Source organism: Phyllobacterium calauticae, assembly GCF_019991125.1.
Taxonomy (GTDB): domain Bacteria; phylum Pseudomonadota; class Alphaproteobacteria; order Rhizobiales; family Rhizobiaceae; genus Phyllobacterium; species Phyllobacterium calauticae.
In genome coordinates this window covers 178,674-193,222 of record NZ_JAGENB010000002.1, presented here as the reverse complement: position 1 = coordinate 193,222, position 14,549 = coordinate 178,674, and the positions used below count along the sequence as shown (strand labels likewise).

The window sequence follows — 14,549 nt, the reverse complement described above, 5'->3', positions numbered from 1 at the left end:
TATTCCGCTCTTCCGGCGGTGTGGTAGCCGATTGCCACCCATTCTGTTTTCCCGGGTCCATAATCGCCGACATGCCCTGCAACTGCAACCGAAGTTTTGCCGCGGGGCGCAACGTCAAAGGAGGTCTTTTTGGCAAAAGCCATCCATTCCATGATCCGCGTGCTCGATGAGGACAGGTCCGTATCATTCTATCAACAGGCATTCGGCCTCGAAGTCGCCGACCGGCTGGATTTCGACAGTTTCACGCTTGTCTATCTGCGGAACAGCGAAACGGCATTCGAGCTCGAACTGACAATCAACAAGGGCCGCACCGAACCCTACAATGTCGGTGATGGCTACGGCCATCTCGCGGTCAGCGTCGATGATCTCGACGCCCAGCATACCCGGCTGAAAGGTCTCGATTTCAAAATCCGTGACATTGTCGAATTCAAGCGTGAGGGTGCGCTGCTGGCCCGGTTCTTTTTCGTCGAAGACCCGGACGGCTACAAGATTGAAGTCCTGCAACGACAGGGCCGGTTCGTCTGAAACCGGCTGAACGGCGTTGGAGGACACCATCAGCCAGCAAGGGCGCGCTCGGGGGAGAGCGCCGATAGCAAGCAAGGGAGGAAATCCATGGTAACGATATTCAACCGCAAGGCCGCGGAGCCGGGCAAATCCGGCTCCGCCACGCAGGCGGGCCTGTCGCGGCGTGAACTGCTCAAACGGGGCGGCATGGCCAGCCTCGGCGCTCTGTTGGTCATCAGCGGCAATTCCATCATCCATCCGCAGCAGGCCTGGGGCCTCGAGACATCCAATCTCAAGCCCGAGACCATGGCGACGCTGATCCAGCTGGCGCGCGATATCTACCCGCATGACAACATTCCCGACCGCTTCTACGCCATTGCCGTCAAACCCTACGACGCCAAGGCAGGGTCCGATCCCAAGCAGAAGGAGCTGATCGAGACCGGCATCGCCGACCTCGACAGGCGGGCCGGCAAAGGCGGCTATCTCGGTCTCGACTGGGAAGAGCACCGGTTGAAACTGCTGCGCCAGATTGAGGACACGCCGTTCTTCCAGACAATTCGAGGTGGTCTTGTCACCGGGCTCTACAACCAGAAGGAGTTGTGGCCGCTCTTTGGCTATGAAGGCGAATCCTACTCGAAGGGCGGCTATATCGCCCGCGGCTTCAGCGACATCGAGTGGCTTTGAGCCGTCTCGGCCATCGCACATTGTTCTTCAGCCTATCGGGAGGAAACCATGGCTGCACCTTATGATCTCAAGGACGACCACGTTGTCGTCATCATCGGTTCCGGCGCCGGCGGCGGTACGCTTGGCAACGAACTCGCGCAGAAGGGCATCGACGTCGTCATACTCGAAGCCGGCGCCCGGCACGAATATGAAGACTTCATCAATGACGAATGGGACAGTTTCGGCCAGCTTGCCTGGGTCGACAAACGCAGCACATCCGGCGACTGGCGGGTCGCCAAGGATTTTCCCAACCTTCCCGCGTGGATCGTCAAATCGGTTGGCGGCACCACCACCCATTGGGCCGGTGCCTCGCTGCGTTTGCAGGAGCACGAGTTCCGCACCCTGAGCCATTACGGCAAGCTCGAGGGCGCCAACCTGCTCGACTGGCCTCTCACCCTGAAGGAACTCGAGCCCTATTACGCCAGGGCCGAGGACAAGATGGGCGTGACCCGCACCAATGGCATTGCCGGCCTGCCGGGCAACAACAACTTCAAGGTGCTGAAAGCCGGGGCCGACAAGCTCGGCTACAAGGAATGCCACACCGGCAACATGGCGATCAACTCCGCCGAGCGGGATGACCGCATGGCGTGCCAGCAGACAGGGTTCTGTTTCCAGGGGTGCAAATGGGGCGCCAAATGGTCGACGCTCTATACGGAAATCCCCAAGGGGGAAGCCACCGGCAGGCTGGAAATCCGCCCCAATGCGATGGTGCAGAAGATCGAGCACGACAAGAGCGGCAAGGTGACCGGCGTGCTCTATGTCGACAAGGACGGCAAGCAGCATGTGCAGAAGGCCCGCATCGTTGCCGTTGCCGGCAATTCGATCGAGAGTCCGCGCCTGCTGCTGAATTCCGCCTCGACGATGTTCCCGGATGGACTGGTGAACTCCTCCGGCCAGGTCGGGCGCAACTACATGCGCCACACCACCGGCTCGGTCTACGGCATCTTCGAAAAGCCCGTGCACATGTATCGCGGCACCACCATGGCCGGTATCATCCGCGACGAGGCACGGCATGACCCGGCGCGCGGCTTTGTCGGCGGCTATGAAATGGAAACGCTGTCGCTCGGCCTGCCCTTCATGGCGGCGTTTCTCGATCCGGGCGGCTGGGGCCGTTCCTTCACCTCGGCGCTCGATGAATATGCCAACATGGCCGGCCTGTGGATCGTCGGCGAGGACATGCCGCAGGAGAACAACCGCATCACCCTGCACAAGGAGGAGAAGGACCAGTACGGCCTGCCCATCGCCAATGTGAACTTCAGCGACCACCCCAACGACACCGCGATGCGCAACCATGCCTACAAACAGGGTCAGGCCCTTTACAAGGCCGTCGGCGCAACCCGCACCCTGCCGACACCGCCCTACCCGTCAACCCATAATCTCGGCACCAACCGCATGAGCGAGAAGCCGAGGGATGGCGTGGTCAACAAGTTCGGCCAGAGCCACGACATCAAGAATCTCTTCGTCTCCGACGGCAGCCAGTTCACCTCGGGCGGAGCGGAAAACCCGACATTGACGATTGTCACGCTTGCCATCCGGCAGGCGGACTACATCGCCAAGGAGATGGCGGCGAAGACGATCTAGATTTAGGGACTGAAAAAGCTCTGGGCGCAAAAGCCGACTTTTGCGCCCATGAATCTCATTAAGAGCTCGTATTTAGAACAGCTTGCCGCCGTTCGGCACCGGCTTGCTGATGGCGGCCAGAACAACCCCGCCTTCCTCGTCCGGAAAACCCAGTGTCAGCACTTCCGACATGAACGGGCCGATCTGGCGCGGCGGGAAGTTGACCACCGCCATCACCTGGCGGCCTTTCAGCTCGTCCAGCGTGTGGTGCTTGGTGATCTGCGCGGAGGACTTCTTCACCCCGATTTCCGGGCCGAAATCGATCTTGAGCTTGAAGGCCGGCTTGCGCGCTTCCGGGAAGGTTTCCGCCTCGACGATCGTGCCGACGCGGATATCCACTTTCTCAAAATCATCAAAACTGATGGTCATCACATTCAACTCAAACAAACCGCCATGCTTCCGGTCAGGCAGAACCGACCGTCTCGAACAGAATGCTATCGAGCGATTCCCGTGCTGTCGAGCCCGACCAGACAACAAACTGGAATGCCTGGAAATAGGTCTCGCAGGCGTCCAGCGCACTGGACAGGAGCACTTCCACCTGTTTGCTCGTCGGTTCCGCGCCGCCGGACAGAAGCAGCGACTGGCGGTACATCACCGCGCCTTCCTGGCGCCACAGATCGAAATGCCCCATCAGCAGCTGTTCGTTGATCAGCGACAGCAGTCGCATCACTTCATTGACGCGCGGTTCGCTGACCGCGATGTCAAAGGCGCAGGCCAGATGCAGCGCCTCGAAATCTTCCATCCACGAGAAGGAAATCTGGTAATCGGTCCAGTTGCCCTCGACCGTAATGGCAATCTCGTCGTCCCCGGTGCGCTCGAAAGCCCATTCATTGGCATGGGCCACATGTTCAATCACATCGACCGGATGCAAATCACGCGCAATCTCTATTTCCAGAAGGCTCATCGCCATTACCTGCTCAATCGAATCTCATCTGACGCTGCGGGAGCACAGCGCACCCACCCAAAGGACACCTAACGCTTGAAAACTCACCGGCAGGCAGTACGCACCAGCCGGACCACGGATATGAACTTGTTACCCGCTGCATGACCATTGAAACGAATCATGCTGTAATTTCAGTGTATTGATGCTGAGTCCGAGCGCCAGTCCCCTTTTGGCCAAATGGCGCGAATGGGTGTGGACAGATGTTATGAAAATGATTCACGACCAGCCTTTAACTGACTCTAAGAAAACGATTTTCGGCGATTTCCACCTGTTGATAATTTCTTAAGATTTATTTTGGGGACAGCCCGAATATGCCGGATAAAACACCGCGAAACGGCGCCCGGGCGCTCCGCAGAGAGTGTCCGCGATTCCGGAGCGGTCAAAAATGCAAAAGGCCCACTGCCCGGACACGGGCAATGGGCCTGCAAAAATGCGATTCTTTTGACGGTCAGTCCTTCTTGGCGCGCGTGCCGGCGGCGGCTGCCTTTGCCGGTTTGGCCGCATCGGCGCCAGGCTTTTCCTTGTGGCCGACGAGCGCTTCCAGCGCTTCGATACGGGCGAGCAGCGCCGTGTTTTCGGCACGGGCACGGATGGCCATTTCGCGCACCGCTTCGAAGTCCTCGCGCTGCACCACATCCATGGTGTTGAGCAGCCGTTCAGCCTGCCCACGGAAAGCGGTTTCGACTTCGCGGCGGACGCCCTGCGCTGCACCGGCAGCGTCAGTCACGAGCTTGGCCAGTTCATCAAGAACGCGGTTTGATCCATTGGTCATGGCAGATACCTCTGTTGCTTTCCCCATCAAATAATCGCCGCGGCAGGCGATTGCAAGCGAAGGTCATAATTGCACAAATGTTACCGGACAGGCGGCTTGACGCTGTTCCTGCCCTCGCGCATGGTCCGCGCCGATGAACCTGATGATGACGGAGTGCCTATTGTGAGCGAAATACTTGTCCCGACGATGGCCGCGATCGCATTTCCCAATATCGATCCGGTGATCTTTTCCATCGGGCCGTTCTCCGTTCACTGGTATGGCCTCGGCTATGTCGTCGGCATTCTCTTCGCCTGGTGGTACGGCAAGAGACTCATCAGCAAGCCGCGCCTGTGGGCCAACAACACGCCGCCGATGAAGCCCAACGATCTCGACGACTTCGTCCTGTGGGCTGCGCTTGGCGTGGTTCTGGGCGGGCGCATCGGCTATATCCTGTTCTACGATCTGGCCCGCTACATCAGCCACCCCTTCGACATCTTCAAGGTGTGGGAAGGCGGCATGTCCTTCCATGGCGGGTTGATCGGCACCACGCTGGCGATGATTCTGTTTGCCCGCTCGCGCAAGATCAAGGTGTTCAGCATGATCGACACCATCGCCGCGGGCGTTCCCGTCGGCCTCGGGCTGGTCCGTGTTGCCAATTTCATCAATGGCGAACTCTGGGGCCGCATCACCGATGTGCCCTGGGGCATGATCTTCCCGACCGGCGGCCCGTTCGTCCGCCATCCGAGCCAGCTGTACGAGGCGGCGCTGGAAGGCATCGTCCTGTTCGCCACCCTGGCGCTGCTGATCTTTTACGGCCGCAAGCTGAAGAGCCCGCGCTTTATCGGCGGCGCCTTCATCACCGGCTATGGCCTGTCGCGCATCTTTGTCGAGTTCTTCCGCGAGCCGGATGCCCAGCTCGGTTATCTCTATGGCGGCTGGCTGACGATGGGCATGATCCTGTCCGTTCCCATGGTGCTCGTCGGCCTGTGGGCGCTGCTGACCGCCCGCAACCCGGAAGTTTCCACCGGACGATGACACTGAAACAACGCATCATCCGGCAGATCGGGCTGACAGGCCCGGTCAGCGTTGCCGACTACATGGCGATGTGCCTGTTCGATCCGGAAGCCGGCTATTACACGACGCGCGAACCGTTTGGCCGCGAGGGTGATTTCATCACCGCCCCGGAAGTCAGCCAGATGTTCGGCGAGCTTGCCGGCGTCTGGTGCGTCAGCGCCTGGCAGGCGATGGGATCGCCCGCCGCATTTATCCTGTGCGAGATGGGCCCCGGACGCGGCACGCTGATGCAGGACGTGCTGCGGACGGCATCGAAGCTTGCCCCGGATTTCATCGCGGCGGCACGGATCCGCATGGTCGAGATCAGCCCGCGCCTCGTGCAGATCCAGAAAGAGACACTCGCGCCATCGGGCCTGGAAATCCAATGGCATGCGCAGTTCGGCGATTTGCCATCCGGTCCGCTGGTTCTCCTGGCCAACGAGCTGTTCGATGCCATTCCGGTCCGCCAGTACGTCAAATCGGGCGGGCGTTTCGTCGACCGCATCGTCACCGTCGACGACGGCGGCAACCTGGCATTTGCGGCGGGAAGCGGATCGATCGATACGGCGCTATTGCCCGCCGGACACAGCACGGCACCCGATGGCAGCATTGTCGAGATTGCCCCGGCACGCAGTGCGCTGATGCAGGATATCGCCGAACGCCTGCACCGCGCGCGCGGTGCGGCGCTGCTCTTCGATTATGGCCATCTGCACCAGGGTTTCGGCGATACGCTGCAGGCGCTGCGCAGCCATAAGCCTGTTGACGTGCTGGACACGCCGGGCGAAGCCGACCTGACCAGCCATGTGGATTTTGCCATGCTGGCAAAGGCCGCGCGTTCTGAAGGCTGCACGGCGAATGCCATGACGCAGGGAGATTTTCTCATCGCCATGGGCTTGCTCGACCGCGCCGGCGCCCTCGGCAGCGGCAAGCCGGCGGCGTTCCAGGAGCAGATCCGCGCCGATGTCGAGCGGTTGGCAGGCCCCGATCAGATGGGCACGCTGTTCAAGGTGCTTTGCGTCGCGGACTCCGCCACACATTTGTTTCCATTCGAATCCACATGACGGAAGCAATTGACTTCGCGTCGATGCTCCACCACCATCCGCAGCCTTGAGAAAGAGCAATCCGGCATGATCACGTCTGAAAAACCAGTAGCGCTGCACGCTTCCCTGCTGGGGTCTCCCGAGAAAGATCGAATCGCTCACGGGTTCTTCACCCGTATCGGCGGTGTTTCCACAGGTATCTACGCCGGATTGAACGTCGGCAGCGGCTCCAACGACAACCAGGACCATGTTCGGGAAAACCGCAGGCGCGTGGCCAGCGCGCTGGGAGCCGACATCTCCCATCTCGTCACCGTGCATCAGGTGCATTCGCCCGACGTCATCACGGTTACGGCGCCTCTCACCGGCGAGCGGCCCAAGGCCGACGCCATGGTGACGGCGACACCCGGCCTTGTCATCGGTGCGCTGTCGGCCGATTGCGGCCCGATCCTGTTTGCCGACCGCGATGAGAAAGTCATCGGCGCGGCCCATGCGGGCTGGCGCGGCGCCCTTGGCGGGGTATTGGAGAACACCATCGACGCGATGATTGCGCTCGGTGCGAAACGCGACAACATCCAGGCGGTGCTGGGACCAACGATCGGCCCCGACAATTACGAAGTCGGCGCGGAATTCTATGATCAGTTCACCGGAACCGACCCGTCCTACACCCGTTTTTTCCGCGACTCCGCCAAAGAAAACCACAAGATGTTCGATCTCTGGGCTTTCATCACCATGCGGTTGCGCAATGCCGGGGTGAACGCCGCCGCACTGGAGAAATGCACCTATGCCGAGGAAGACCAGTTTTTCTCCTACCGGCGCACCACCCATCGCAAGGAACCGGACTATGGTCGCCAGATCTCGGCGATCACCATTCTAGAGGAACAATGATGGCCCTTCATTTCGAGCCCGAGGAATTTGCGGCACGCCGCGACCGCCTGATGATGGTGATGGCCGAGCAGAAGCTGGATGCCATTCTGCTCTTCGCGCAGGAGAGCATGTACTGGCTGACCGGCTATGACACGTTCGGCTTCTGCTTCTTCCAGTGTCTCGTCGTCAAGTCCGATGGCAGCCAGGTGCTGATGACCCGCTCGGCCGATTTGCGCCAGGCGCGCCAGACCTCGAACATCGAAAACATCGTGATCTGGGCCGACCGCGACAATGCCAATCCGGCAGCGGATTTGCGCGAACTCCTCAACGATCTCGACCTGCTCGGCAAACGCATCGGCGTCGAATACCAGACCCACGGCCTGACCGCCGCCAATGGCCGCAAGCTCGATGAGCAACTCGCTGCCTTTGGCCAGATCGTCGACGCATCCGGTCTTGTCGACAGGCTGCGCGTGCTGAAAAGCCCGGCTGAAATCGCCTATAGCCGCAAGGCGGCCGAACTTGGCGACGAGGCGCTGGATGCAGCGTTGAAGCTCATCAAGGCCGGTGCCGACGAAGGCGATATCCTCGCGGCCATGCAGGGCGCCATCTTTGCCGGCGGCGGCGATTACCCTGCCAACGAATTCATCGTCGGTTCGGGCGAAGATGCCCTGCTGTGCCGGTACAAGGCCGGGCGGCGCAAGCTCACGAAAAACGACCAGCTCACGCTGGAATGGGCCGGTGTCTACCGCCATTACCACGCGGCAATGATGCGCACCGTTTTGACCGGCAAGGCGTCGAAACGCCATCTGGAGCTCTACGACGCGGCCCGCGAGGCGCTCGAGGCAGTTGAAGAGGCGATGACTCCGGCATCAACTTTCGGTGATGTCTTTGACGCGCATTCCCGAGTGATGGAGGCGCATGACCTGACGCGGCACCGGCTCAATGCCTGTGGCTATTCGCAAGGCGCGCGCTTCACACCCTCATGGATGGACATGCCGATGTTCTATGCCGGCAATCCGGAGCGGATACAGCCCGACATGACGCTTTTTGCCCATATGATCATCATGGATTCCGACAGCGGTACGGCCATGACATTGGGACGGACCTACCTCACGACCAATGGCGCTGCCGAGCCACTTTCGCGCCAACCTCTTGACTTGATCGTAAAATAAAACTTTTGTCAGCTTTCGTTTTTTCGAGATGGCACAACTATGGCTCATGATGGGGTTAGACCAAAGATGATGTCTCGCAAATCACTGACCTATACCTGTGCGGCGCTGGCGGCTCTTGGCCTCAGTGCCTGCAACAGCGCCGAATCGCCGATGGGCGTGACAAAGAAAGACCTTCCGGCAGCGCAAGGCACAGCTGCAGCGCCGGGAACGGTCACGCCGGGCGCAGCCCCGGCAACGGTGACCACCGCGACGCCGACGGCCACGGCGCCAGGGACACCCGCAGCAACGCCGCAACCGGGAACCGCAACGTCCGCTGGCACCGCCGTTGCATCGGGCGCCGCGCAGCCGGGTGTGTCCCGCACGGCAAAACTGCGTTTCGCCCCGATCGTCGGCGCGCCGATTGCCGCCGCCACACCCTTGTCGCAACGGCTCTCGGCGCTGGCCAAGGCCAAGGGCATCGTTCTGGGTACGGCCGCCGATACCGACAACACGCATATCATGAAGGGCTACTTCTCCGCCCTGCCCGACGGCAACCAGACGACGATCATCTATGTCTGGGACGTGCTCGACCCCGCGGGAACCCGGCTTCACCGTATCCAGGGACAGGAAATCGTCCCCGGCAACGGAACTGACCCTTGGAGCACCGTGCCTCCGAAGGTGATGGAATCAATCGCCGACAAGGCAATCGACGGCTATCTGAAATGGGTATCCGGCGCCAAGACGTGACATATTTACGCGTTTGACGCGATATTAGCGAGGAACTGTGCATGAATCTGCCCTGCCCGCTTGCAATGTGCGTCAGGCACAGTAAAAGGCCCGGCATATCCTTCACTTGGCTGGCACCGGGGAAAATACGGGCATGAAACTATTCGCGGGCAATTCCAATCGCGTTCTCGCTGAATCTGTCGCCAAATATCTCAATATTCCGCTTGGAAAGGCCAGCGTCCGGCGCTTCGCCGACGAGGAGATATTTGTCGAGATCCAGGAAAACGTGCGCGGCGAAGATGTCTTCGTCATGCAGTCGACGTCCTTCCCGGCCAATGATCACCTGATGGAACTGCTCATCATGATCGATGCCTTCCGCCGGTCCTCGGCAAAGCGCATCACCGCTGTCCTTCCCTATTTCGGCTATGCCCGCCAGGACCGCAAGCCCGGTCCGCGCACCCCGATCTCCGCCAAGCTGGTTGCCAATCTGATCACCGAAGCCGGTGCAAACCGCGTGCTGACGCTCGATCTGCACGCCGGCCAGATCCAGGGCTTCTTCGATATTCCGACCGACAACCTCTATGCCGTTCCGGTCATCGCCCGCGATGTCCGCGCCCATTACGGCACATCGAATGTCATGGTCGTCTCGCCCGACGTCGGCGGTGTGGTTCGTGCCCGTTCGCTGGCCAAGCGCATCGACGCGCAGCTTGCCATCGTCGACAAGCGCCGCGACCGTCCCGGTGAATCGGAAGTCATGAACGTTATCGGTGAAGTCACCGGCAAAGATTGCCTGCTGTTCGACGATATCGTCGATTCCGGCGGCACGCTGTGCAACGCGGCCGAAGCGCTTCTTGCCAAGGGTGCCACCAGCGTCACCGCCTATATCACCCACGGCGTGCTTTCCGGCGGTGCGGTCGCCCGTATTGCCGGCTCGAAGCTGAAGGAACTGGTGATCACCGACTCCATCCAGCCGACACCGGCCATCGAAGCGGCGCACAATATCCGTGTTCTGTCGATTTCCGATCTGATCGGCGAAGCGGTTTCGCGCACAGCCTCGGAAGAATCGGTTTCCAGCCTGTTCGACTAGAGCCGGAGCGCAATTCCGGCCAGCGCTGCCAGTCCCAGCACAACAAGCATGTTGAAGCGCAGCGCAATCAATGCGACTGCCGCTCCTGACGCTATGGCTGCCGCCGCCCAGTCAAAGGCGGCGAGGTCCAGTACCGGCAGATGCAGCGGCCCAACCAGCCTTTCCTGAAACGCACCAAACAGCACGTGCAGGCCGAACCATACGGCAAGATTGGCGATGACACCGACGACGGCGGCTGTGATGGCTGCGAGCGATGCTTTCAGCCAACCGACGTGGCGCAGCCGCTCGACAAACGGCGCACCGGCAAAAATCCAGAGAAAACATGGCGCGAAGGTGAACCACAGCGCCGTCAGCCCGCCGAGCAGCCCGCCGGTGAGCGGATCGAAGCCGGACAGGCGCGCGCCGCCGACGAAACCGACAAAGGCCAGCACCAGGATGAGCGGTCCGGGCGTGGTTTCAGCCAGCCCCAGCCCGGTGAGCATTTCGTCAGGCTTCAGCCAGCCGTAATAGTCCACCGCCTGCTGCGCCACATAAGCCAGCACCGCATAGGCGCCGCCGAAGGTGACGACGGCCATCTTGGAGAAGAAGGCTGCTTCGGCGGCAAAGACATTGCTTTGCCCCAGCCCGGCCAGCAAGAGCGCAAGCGGCCCCAGCCAGAGCACGGTCCACACCAGGGCGGACTGGAAAGCGCCGCGCGCCGCGGGTTCGGCAATGGTTCTGTCCGGCAATGACGGGGACACTCTGTTGGTCAGGCGATAGCGCGCGAAACCGAAAAGCCCGGCGATCAGGATGACCAGCGGAAACGGCATCTTGATGAGGGCTATGGCGATAAATGCGCAAACGGCGATGCCATAGGCGGGATAGTCGGTCAGGGCACGCTTGCCGACCTTGATCAGGGCCTCGAGTACAATCGCCAGCACGGCCGCTTTCAGACCGAACAGCAACCCTTCGACGACGGGAACCTGCCCGAAACTGACATAGAGCGCCGACAGCGCCAGCATCACGCACGCGCCCGGCACGATAAACAGAAGCCCGGCGACAACACCGCCCCTCACCCCGTGAAACAGCCAGCCGAGATAGGTGGCAAGCTGCATCGCTTCGGGACCAGGCAGCAGCATGCAGAAATTCAACGCATGCAGGAAGCGTTCCTCACTGATCCACTGCTTTTCATCGACCAGCACACGGTGCATCATCGCGATCTGCCCGGCCGGACCGCCGAAGGACAGAAGGCCGATCTTGCCGAAGGTATAAAACGCGTCGCGCGCCTCGATTTTTTGCTGTTCCAGCGCTATTGTCCCGGCCATCGCCCGTCCCTGTTCCGTTGTCCCGCCCTAAACAGCGCCTGTGACGGTGGAATGACAGACTTTCCCGGCATACCGGTCAAGCAACAAACTTGCACATGGCGTCTCTTTCCGTTATAGAGCCGCCATCCGCGTAGACACCCTTGGAGGCAACGCGGAATGGGGCGGTCATTTCATCCGGTTCCGGATGGCCATGCGACCGCTTCATGTTTTTTGGGCTTTCTTTGCAGACAACCCGGAAAACACTCCAGATTTGAACCTCGAAAGGAAATGCCATGAGCGAAGCATACGAGCTCAAGGCCGAGGCGCGCGAACGGGTTGGTAAGGGGTCCTCCCGGGAAATTCGCCGCAACGGTAAAGTGCCAGCAGTCATCTATGGTGACAAGCAGGCACCAATCTCGATTACCCTCGACTACAAGACACTCTACTACAAGATTCACGGCGGCGGCTTCAAGACGACGATCGCGAACATCCAGCTGGATGGCAAGACCATTCAGGTCCTTCCCAAGGACTTCCAGCTCGATCCGGTCAGCGACAAGCCAGTGCATGTTGACTTCCTGCGCGTGTCGGCAAAGTCGGTTGTGAACGTGAACGTCCCTGTTCACTTCCTCAACGAAGAACTGTCCCCAGGCATCAAGCGCGGCGGCGTTCTCAACATCGTTCGTCACGATGTCGAACTGCATGCCCCGGCAAATGCAATTCCGGATGCGATCGAAATCGATCTGACCGGCCTGCAGATCGGTGACTCGATCCACATTTCCGCTGTTACACTGCCGAAGGGCGTAACGTCGGTTATCCACGATCGTGACTTCACCATTGCCACGATTGCCGCTCCGGCTGTTCTCGCTGCAGAAGACGAGACCGTTGAGGCAGCAGCCGAGACCACTGAAACGGCAGAAAAAGACGGCGAGTAATCGTCTCTATTGGGAGCTATGGCACCGTGCTGCTCATCGCAGGTCTTGGCAATCCCGGCTCCCAATATGCTGCAAACCGGCATAATATCGGTTTCATGGCGGCGGATGAAATACACCGTCGCCATCGTTTTTCTCCCTGGACCAAGAAGTTCCAGGCCCTGATCGCCGACGGCACGATCGACGGCGAAAAGGTCATTCTGATCAAACCCCAGACGTTCATGAATCTGTCCGGCCAGTCCGTTGGCGAGGCCATGCGCTTCTACAAGCTGGCGCTGGGCGATCTCGTCGTCATCTATGACGAACTGGACCTGCCGCCGGGCAAGCTGCGCGTGAAGACGGGCGGCGGTTCGGGCGGGCACAACGGCATCAAGTCCATCGATGCCCATTGCGGCAAGGACTACCGGCGCATTCGTGTCGGGATCGGTCATCCCGGCGTCAAGGAGATGGTGACACACCATGTCCTCGGCAATTTTTCCAAGGCGGACGGGGAATGGGTTGAACCCATTCTCGGGGCCATCGCCGACAATACGGGTTTGCTCGTCAACAAGGACGATGCCGGGTTCATGAACCGTGTGGCGCTCGCCACCGGCAGCGGCCACAGGAGCGAGCCGAATCCGGTTGCAAAACCGGCGGGTCAAAGCCATATCCGGCAGGCGCGTCCGGCCAAGCCGAACGTCAACATTCCAAAAACCGGCCCGATGGCCGACATGCTGAACAAGCTCTTCGGCAAGAAAGAATAAGGATCGCAGATTATGGGTTTCAAATGCGGCATCGTTGGCTTGCCCAATGTCGGCAAATCGACGCTTTTCAACGCCTTGACCAAGACAGCTGCCGCACAGGCTGCGAACTATCCGTTCTGCACCATCGAGCCGAACACCGGCGAAGTTGCCGTGCCTGATCCGCGCCTGCAGGCCATCGCCAAGATCGGCAAATCGGCCAACATCGTCCCGACCCGTATCAGCTTTGTCGATATCGCCGGCCTCGTGCGCGGCGCGTCCAAGGGCGAAGGCCTCGGCAACCAGTTCCTCGCCAACATCCGCGAAGTTGACGCCGTGGTGCACGTGCTGCGCTGTTTTGAAGATGACGACATCACCCACGTGGAAGGCCGGATCGATCCCGTTTCCGACGCGGAAACCGTCGAAACAGAACTGATGCTTTCCGACCTTGACAGCCTTGAGCGCCGCATCGTGCAGTTCCGCAAGCGCGCCGGCGTCAAGGACAAGGAAGCACTCACTGTTCTTCCCGTCATGGAGCAGGCGCTCTCGCTTTTGCAGAGCGGCAAGCCCGTCCGCTTCATGCTGAACGGCATTGCGCCTGACGACCTCCTCATTCTGCAGGGCCTCAATCTCCTGACCTCAAAGCCCGTGCTCTACGTCTGCAACGTCGCCGAAAGCGATGCGGCAACCGGCAACGAACACACGGAAGCCGTCGAGGAAATGGCAACGGCCCAGGGCGCCGAGACAGTGACGATCTCCGCTGCCATCGAAGCCGAGGTTGCACAGTTGCCCGATGAAGAGGCCAAGGAATATCTGGACGCGATGAACCTGGACGAGCCCGGTCTCGATCGCCTGATCCGTGCCGGTTACAAGCTCCTGCACCTGATCACCTATTTCACCGTGGGACCGAAGGAAGCCCGCGCCTGGACCGTTGAACGCGGATCCAAGGCACCGCAGGCCGCCGGCGTCATCCACACGGATTTCGAGCGCGGCTTCATCCGCGCGCAGACCATCGCCTATAATGACTATGTCACCCTCGGCGGCGAAGTCGCCGCCAAGGAAGCCGGCAAGGCGCGCGACGAAGGCAAGGAATATGTGGTGCAGGACGGCGATATCATGCTGTTCCGTTTCAACACATAAGACGCGCTTCTGCCTC

The 14,549-nt window shown here is 60.4% G+C and carries 16 protein-coding genes; 12 read left to right on the top strand and 4 right to left on the bottom strand.

Annotated features, from left to right (window positions below; translation table 11 throughout):
- Positions 1-129 precede the first annotated feature (129 nt).
- The 3 genes from J1W56_RS06910 (at position 130) to J1W56_RS06900 (ending at position 2,808) form a co-directional block, all read left to right on the top strand.
- The gene (locus J1W56_RS06910; protein ID WP_223612589.1) at positions 130-525 is read left to right on the top strand and encodes a VOC family protein; all 396 of its coding nucleotides are present in this window, start codon (positions 130-132) and stop codon (positions 523-525) included.
- Positions 526-612: 87 nt separating this feature from the next.
- Complete coding sequence (locus J1W56_RS06905) at positions 613-1,188, top strand: gluconate 2-dehydrogenase subunit 3 family protein (protein ID WP_223612588.1); 576 nt, start codon at positions 613-615, stop codon at positions 1,186-1,188.
- 48 nt (positions 1,189-1,236) lie between these two features.
- Positions 1,237-2,808, top strand: a complete 1,572-nt coding sequence (locus J1W56_RS06900; RefSeq protein WP_223612587.1) for a GMC family oxidoreductase — start codon at positions 1,237-1,239, stop codon at positions 2,806-2,808.
- A 72-nt stretch (positions 2,809-2,880) separates the two neighbouring features.
- Here J1W56_RS06900 and J1W56_RS06895 read toward each other — a convergent pair whose 3' ends face one another.
- The 3 genes from J1W56_RS06895 to J1W56_RS06885 form a co-directional block, all read right to left on the bottom strand.
- Positions 2,881-3,216, bottom strand: a complete 336-nt coding sequence (locus tag J1W56_RS06895) for a tRNA-binding protein (protein ID WP_223612586.1) — start codon at positions 3,214-3,216, stop codon at positions 2,881-2,883.
- A gap of 34 nt (positions 3,217-3,250) precedes the next feature.
- Positions 3,251-3,751 (bottom strand): type III secretion system chaperone family protein, encoded by a 501-nt coding sequence (locus J1W56_RS06890; protein ID WP_091877999.1) that lies wholly within the window; start codon positions 3,749-3,751, stop codon positions 3,251-3,253.
- A 487-nt stretch (positions 3,752-4,238) separates the two neighbouring features.
- A complete protein-coding gene (locus tag J1W56_RS06885; protein ID WP_223612585.1) occupies positions 4,239-4,562 on the bottom strand; it encodes an accessory factor UbiK family protein in 324 nt (107 codons plus the stop codon).
- Positions 4,563-4,724: 162 nt separating this feature from the next.
- Between J1W56_RS06885 and lgt the strand changes: the two genes are divergently transcribed.
- From lgt to J1W56_RS06855, 6 genes are all read left to right on the top strand, one after another.
- A complete protein-coding gene (gene lgt / locus J1W56_RS06880; RefSeq protein ID WP_223612584.1) occupies positions 4,725-5,576 on the top strand; it encodes a prolipoprotein diacylglyceryl transferase in 852 nt (283 codons plus the stop codon).
- Positions 5,573-6,655, top strand: coding sequence for a class I SAM-dependent methyltransferase (locus J1W56_RS06875; RefSeq protein ID WP_223612583.1), 1,083 nt, complete (start codon positions 5,573-5,575; stop codon positions 6,653-6,655). The genes lgt and J1W56_RS06875 overlap by 4 nt, the downstream gene beginning before the upstream one ends.
- A 66-nt stretch (positions 6,656-6,721) precedes the next feature.
- Entirely contained in the window at positions 6,722-7,519 is a 798-nt protein-coding gene (gene pgeF, locus J1W56_RS06870) for a peptidoglycan editing factor PgeF (protein WP_223612582.1), read from the top strand.
- The gene (locus J1W56_RS06865; protein WP_223612581.1) at positions 7,519-8,670 is read left to right on the top strand and encodes a M24 family metallopeptidase; all 1,152 of its coding nucleotides are present in this window, start codon (positions 7,519-7,521) and stop codon (positions 8,668-8,670) included. The genes pgeF and J1W56_RS06865 overlap by 1 nt, the downstream gene beginning before the upstream one ends.
- Positions 8,671-8,739: 69 nt before the next feature.
- Positions 8,740-9,396, top strand: a complete 657-nt coding sequence (locus J1W56_RS06860) for a hypothetical protein (RefSeq protein ID WP_223612580.1) — start codon at positions 8,740-8,742, stop codon at positions 9,394-9,396.
- A 133-nt stretch (positions 9,397-9,529) separates the two neighbouring features.
- Positions 9,530-10,462, top strand: a complete 933-nt coding sequence (locus tag J1W56_RS06855) for a ribose-phosphate pyrophosphokinase (RefSeq protein WP_223612579.1) — start codon at positions 9,530-9,532, stop codon at positions 10,460-10,462.
- On the opposite strand, the gene chrA is transcribed toward J1W56_RS06855, so the two are convergent.
- The gene (gene chrA / locus J1W56_RS06850; protein WP_223612578.1) at positions 10,459-11,766 is read right to left on the bottom strand and encodes a chromate efflux transporter; all 1,308 of its coding nucleotides are present in this window, start codon (positions 11,764-11,766) and stop codon (positions 10,459-10,461) included. The two genes, J1W56_RS06855 and chrA, sit on opposite strands and share 4 nt — an antisense overlap.
- A 272-nt stretch (positions 11,767-12,038) precedes the next feature.
- Here chrA and J1W56_RS06845 point away from each other — a divergent pair, with 272 nt between their 5' ends.
- From J1W56_RS06845 to ychF, 3 genes are read left to right on the top strand one after another with little or no spacing between them, the layout of a single operon-like run.
- Positions 12,039-12,677 (top strand): 50S ribosomal protein L25/general stress protein Ctc, encoded by a 639-nt coding sequence (locus tag J1W56_RS06845; protein ID WP_223612577.1) that lies wholly within the window; start codon positions 12,039-12,041, stop codon positions 12,675-12,677.
- A gap of 26 nt (positions 12,678-12,703) precedes the next feature.
- Positions 12,704-13,417, top strand: coding sequence for an aminoacyl-tRNA hydrolase (gene pth, locus J1W56_RS06840; protein WP_223612576.1), 714 nt, complete (start codon positions 12,704-12,706; stop codon positions 13,415-13,417).
- A 12-nt stretch (positions 13,418-13,429) separates the two neighbouring features.
- Positions 13,430-14,533 (top strand): redox-regulated ATPase YchF, encoded by a 1,104-nt coding sequence (gene ychF / locus J1W56_RS06835; RefSeq protein WP_223612575.1) that lies wholly within the window; start codon positions 13,430-13,432, stop codon positions 14,531-14,533.
- Positions 14,534-14,549 lie beyond the last annotated feature (16 nt).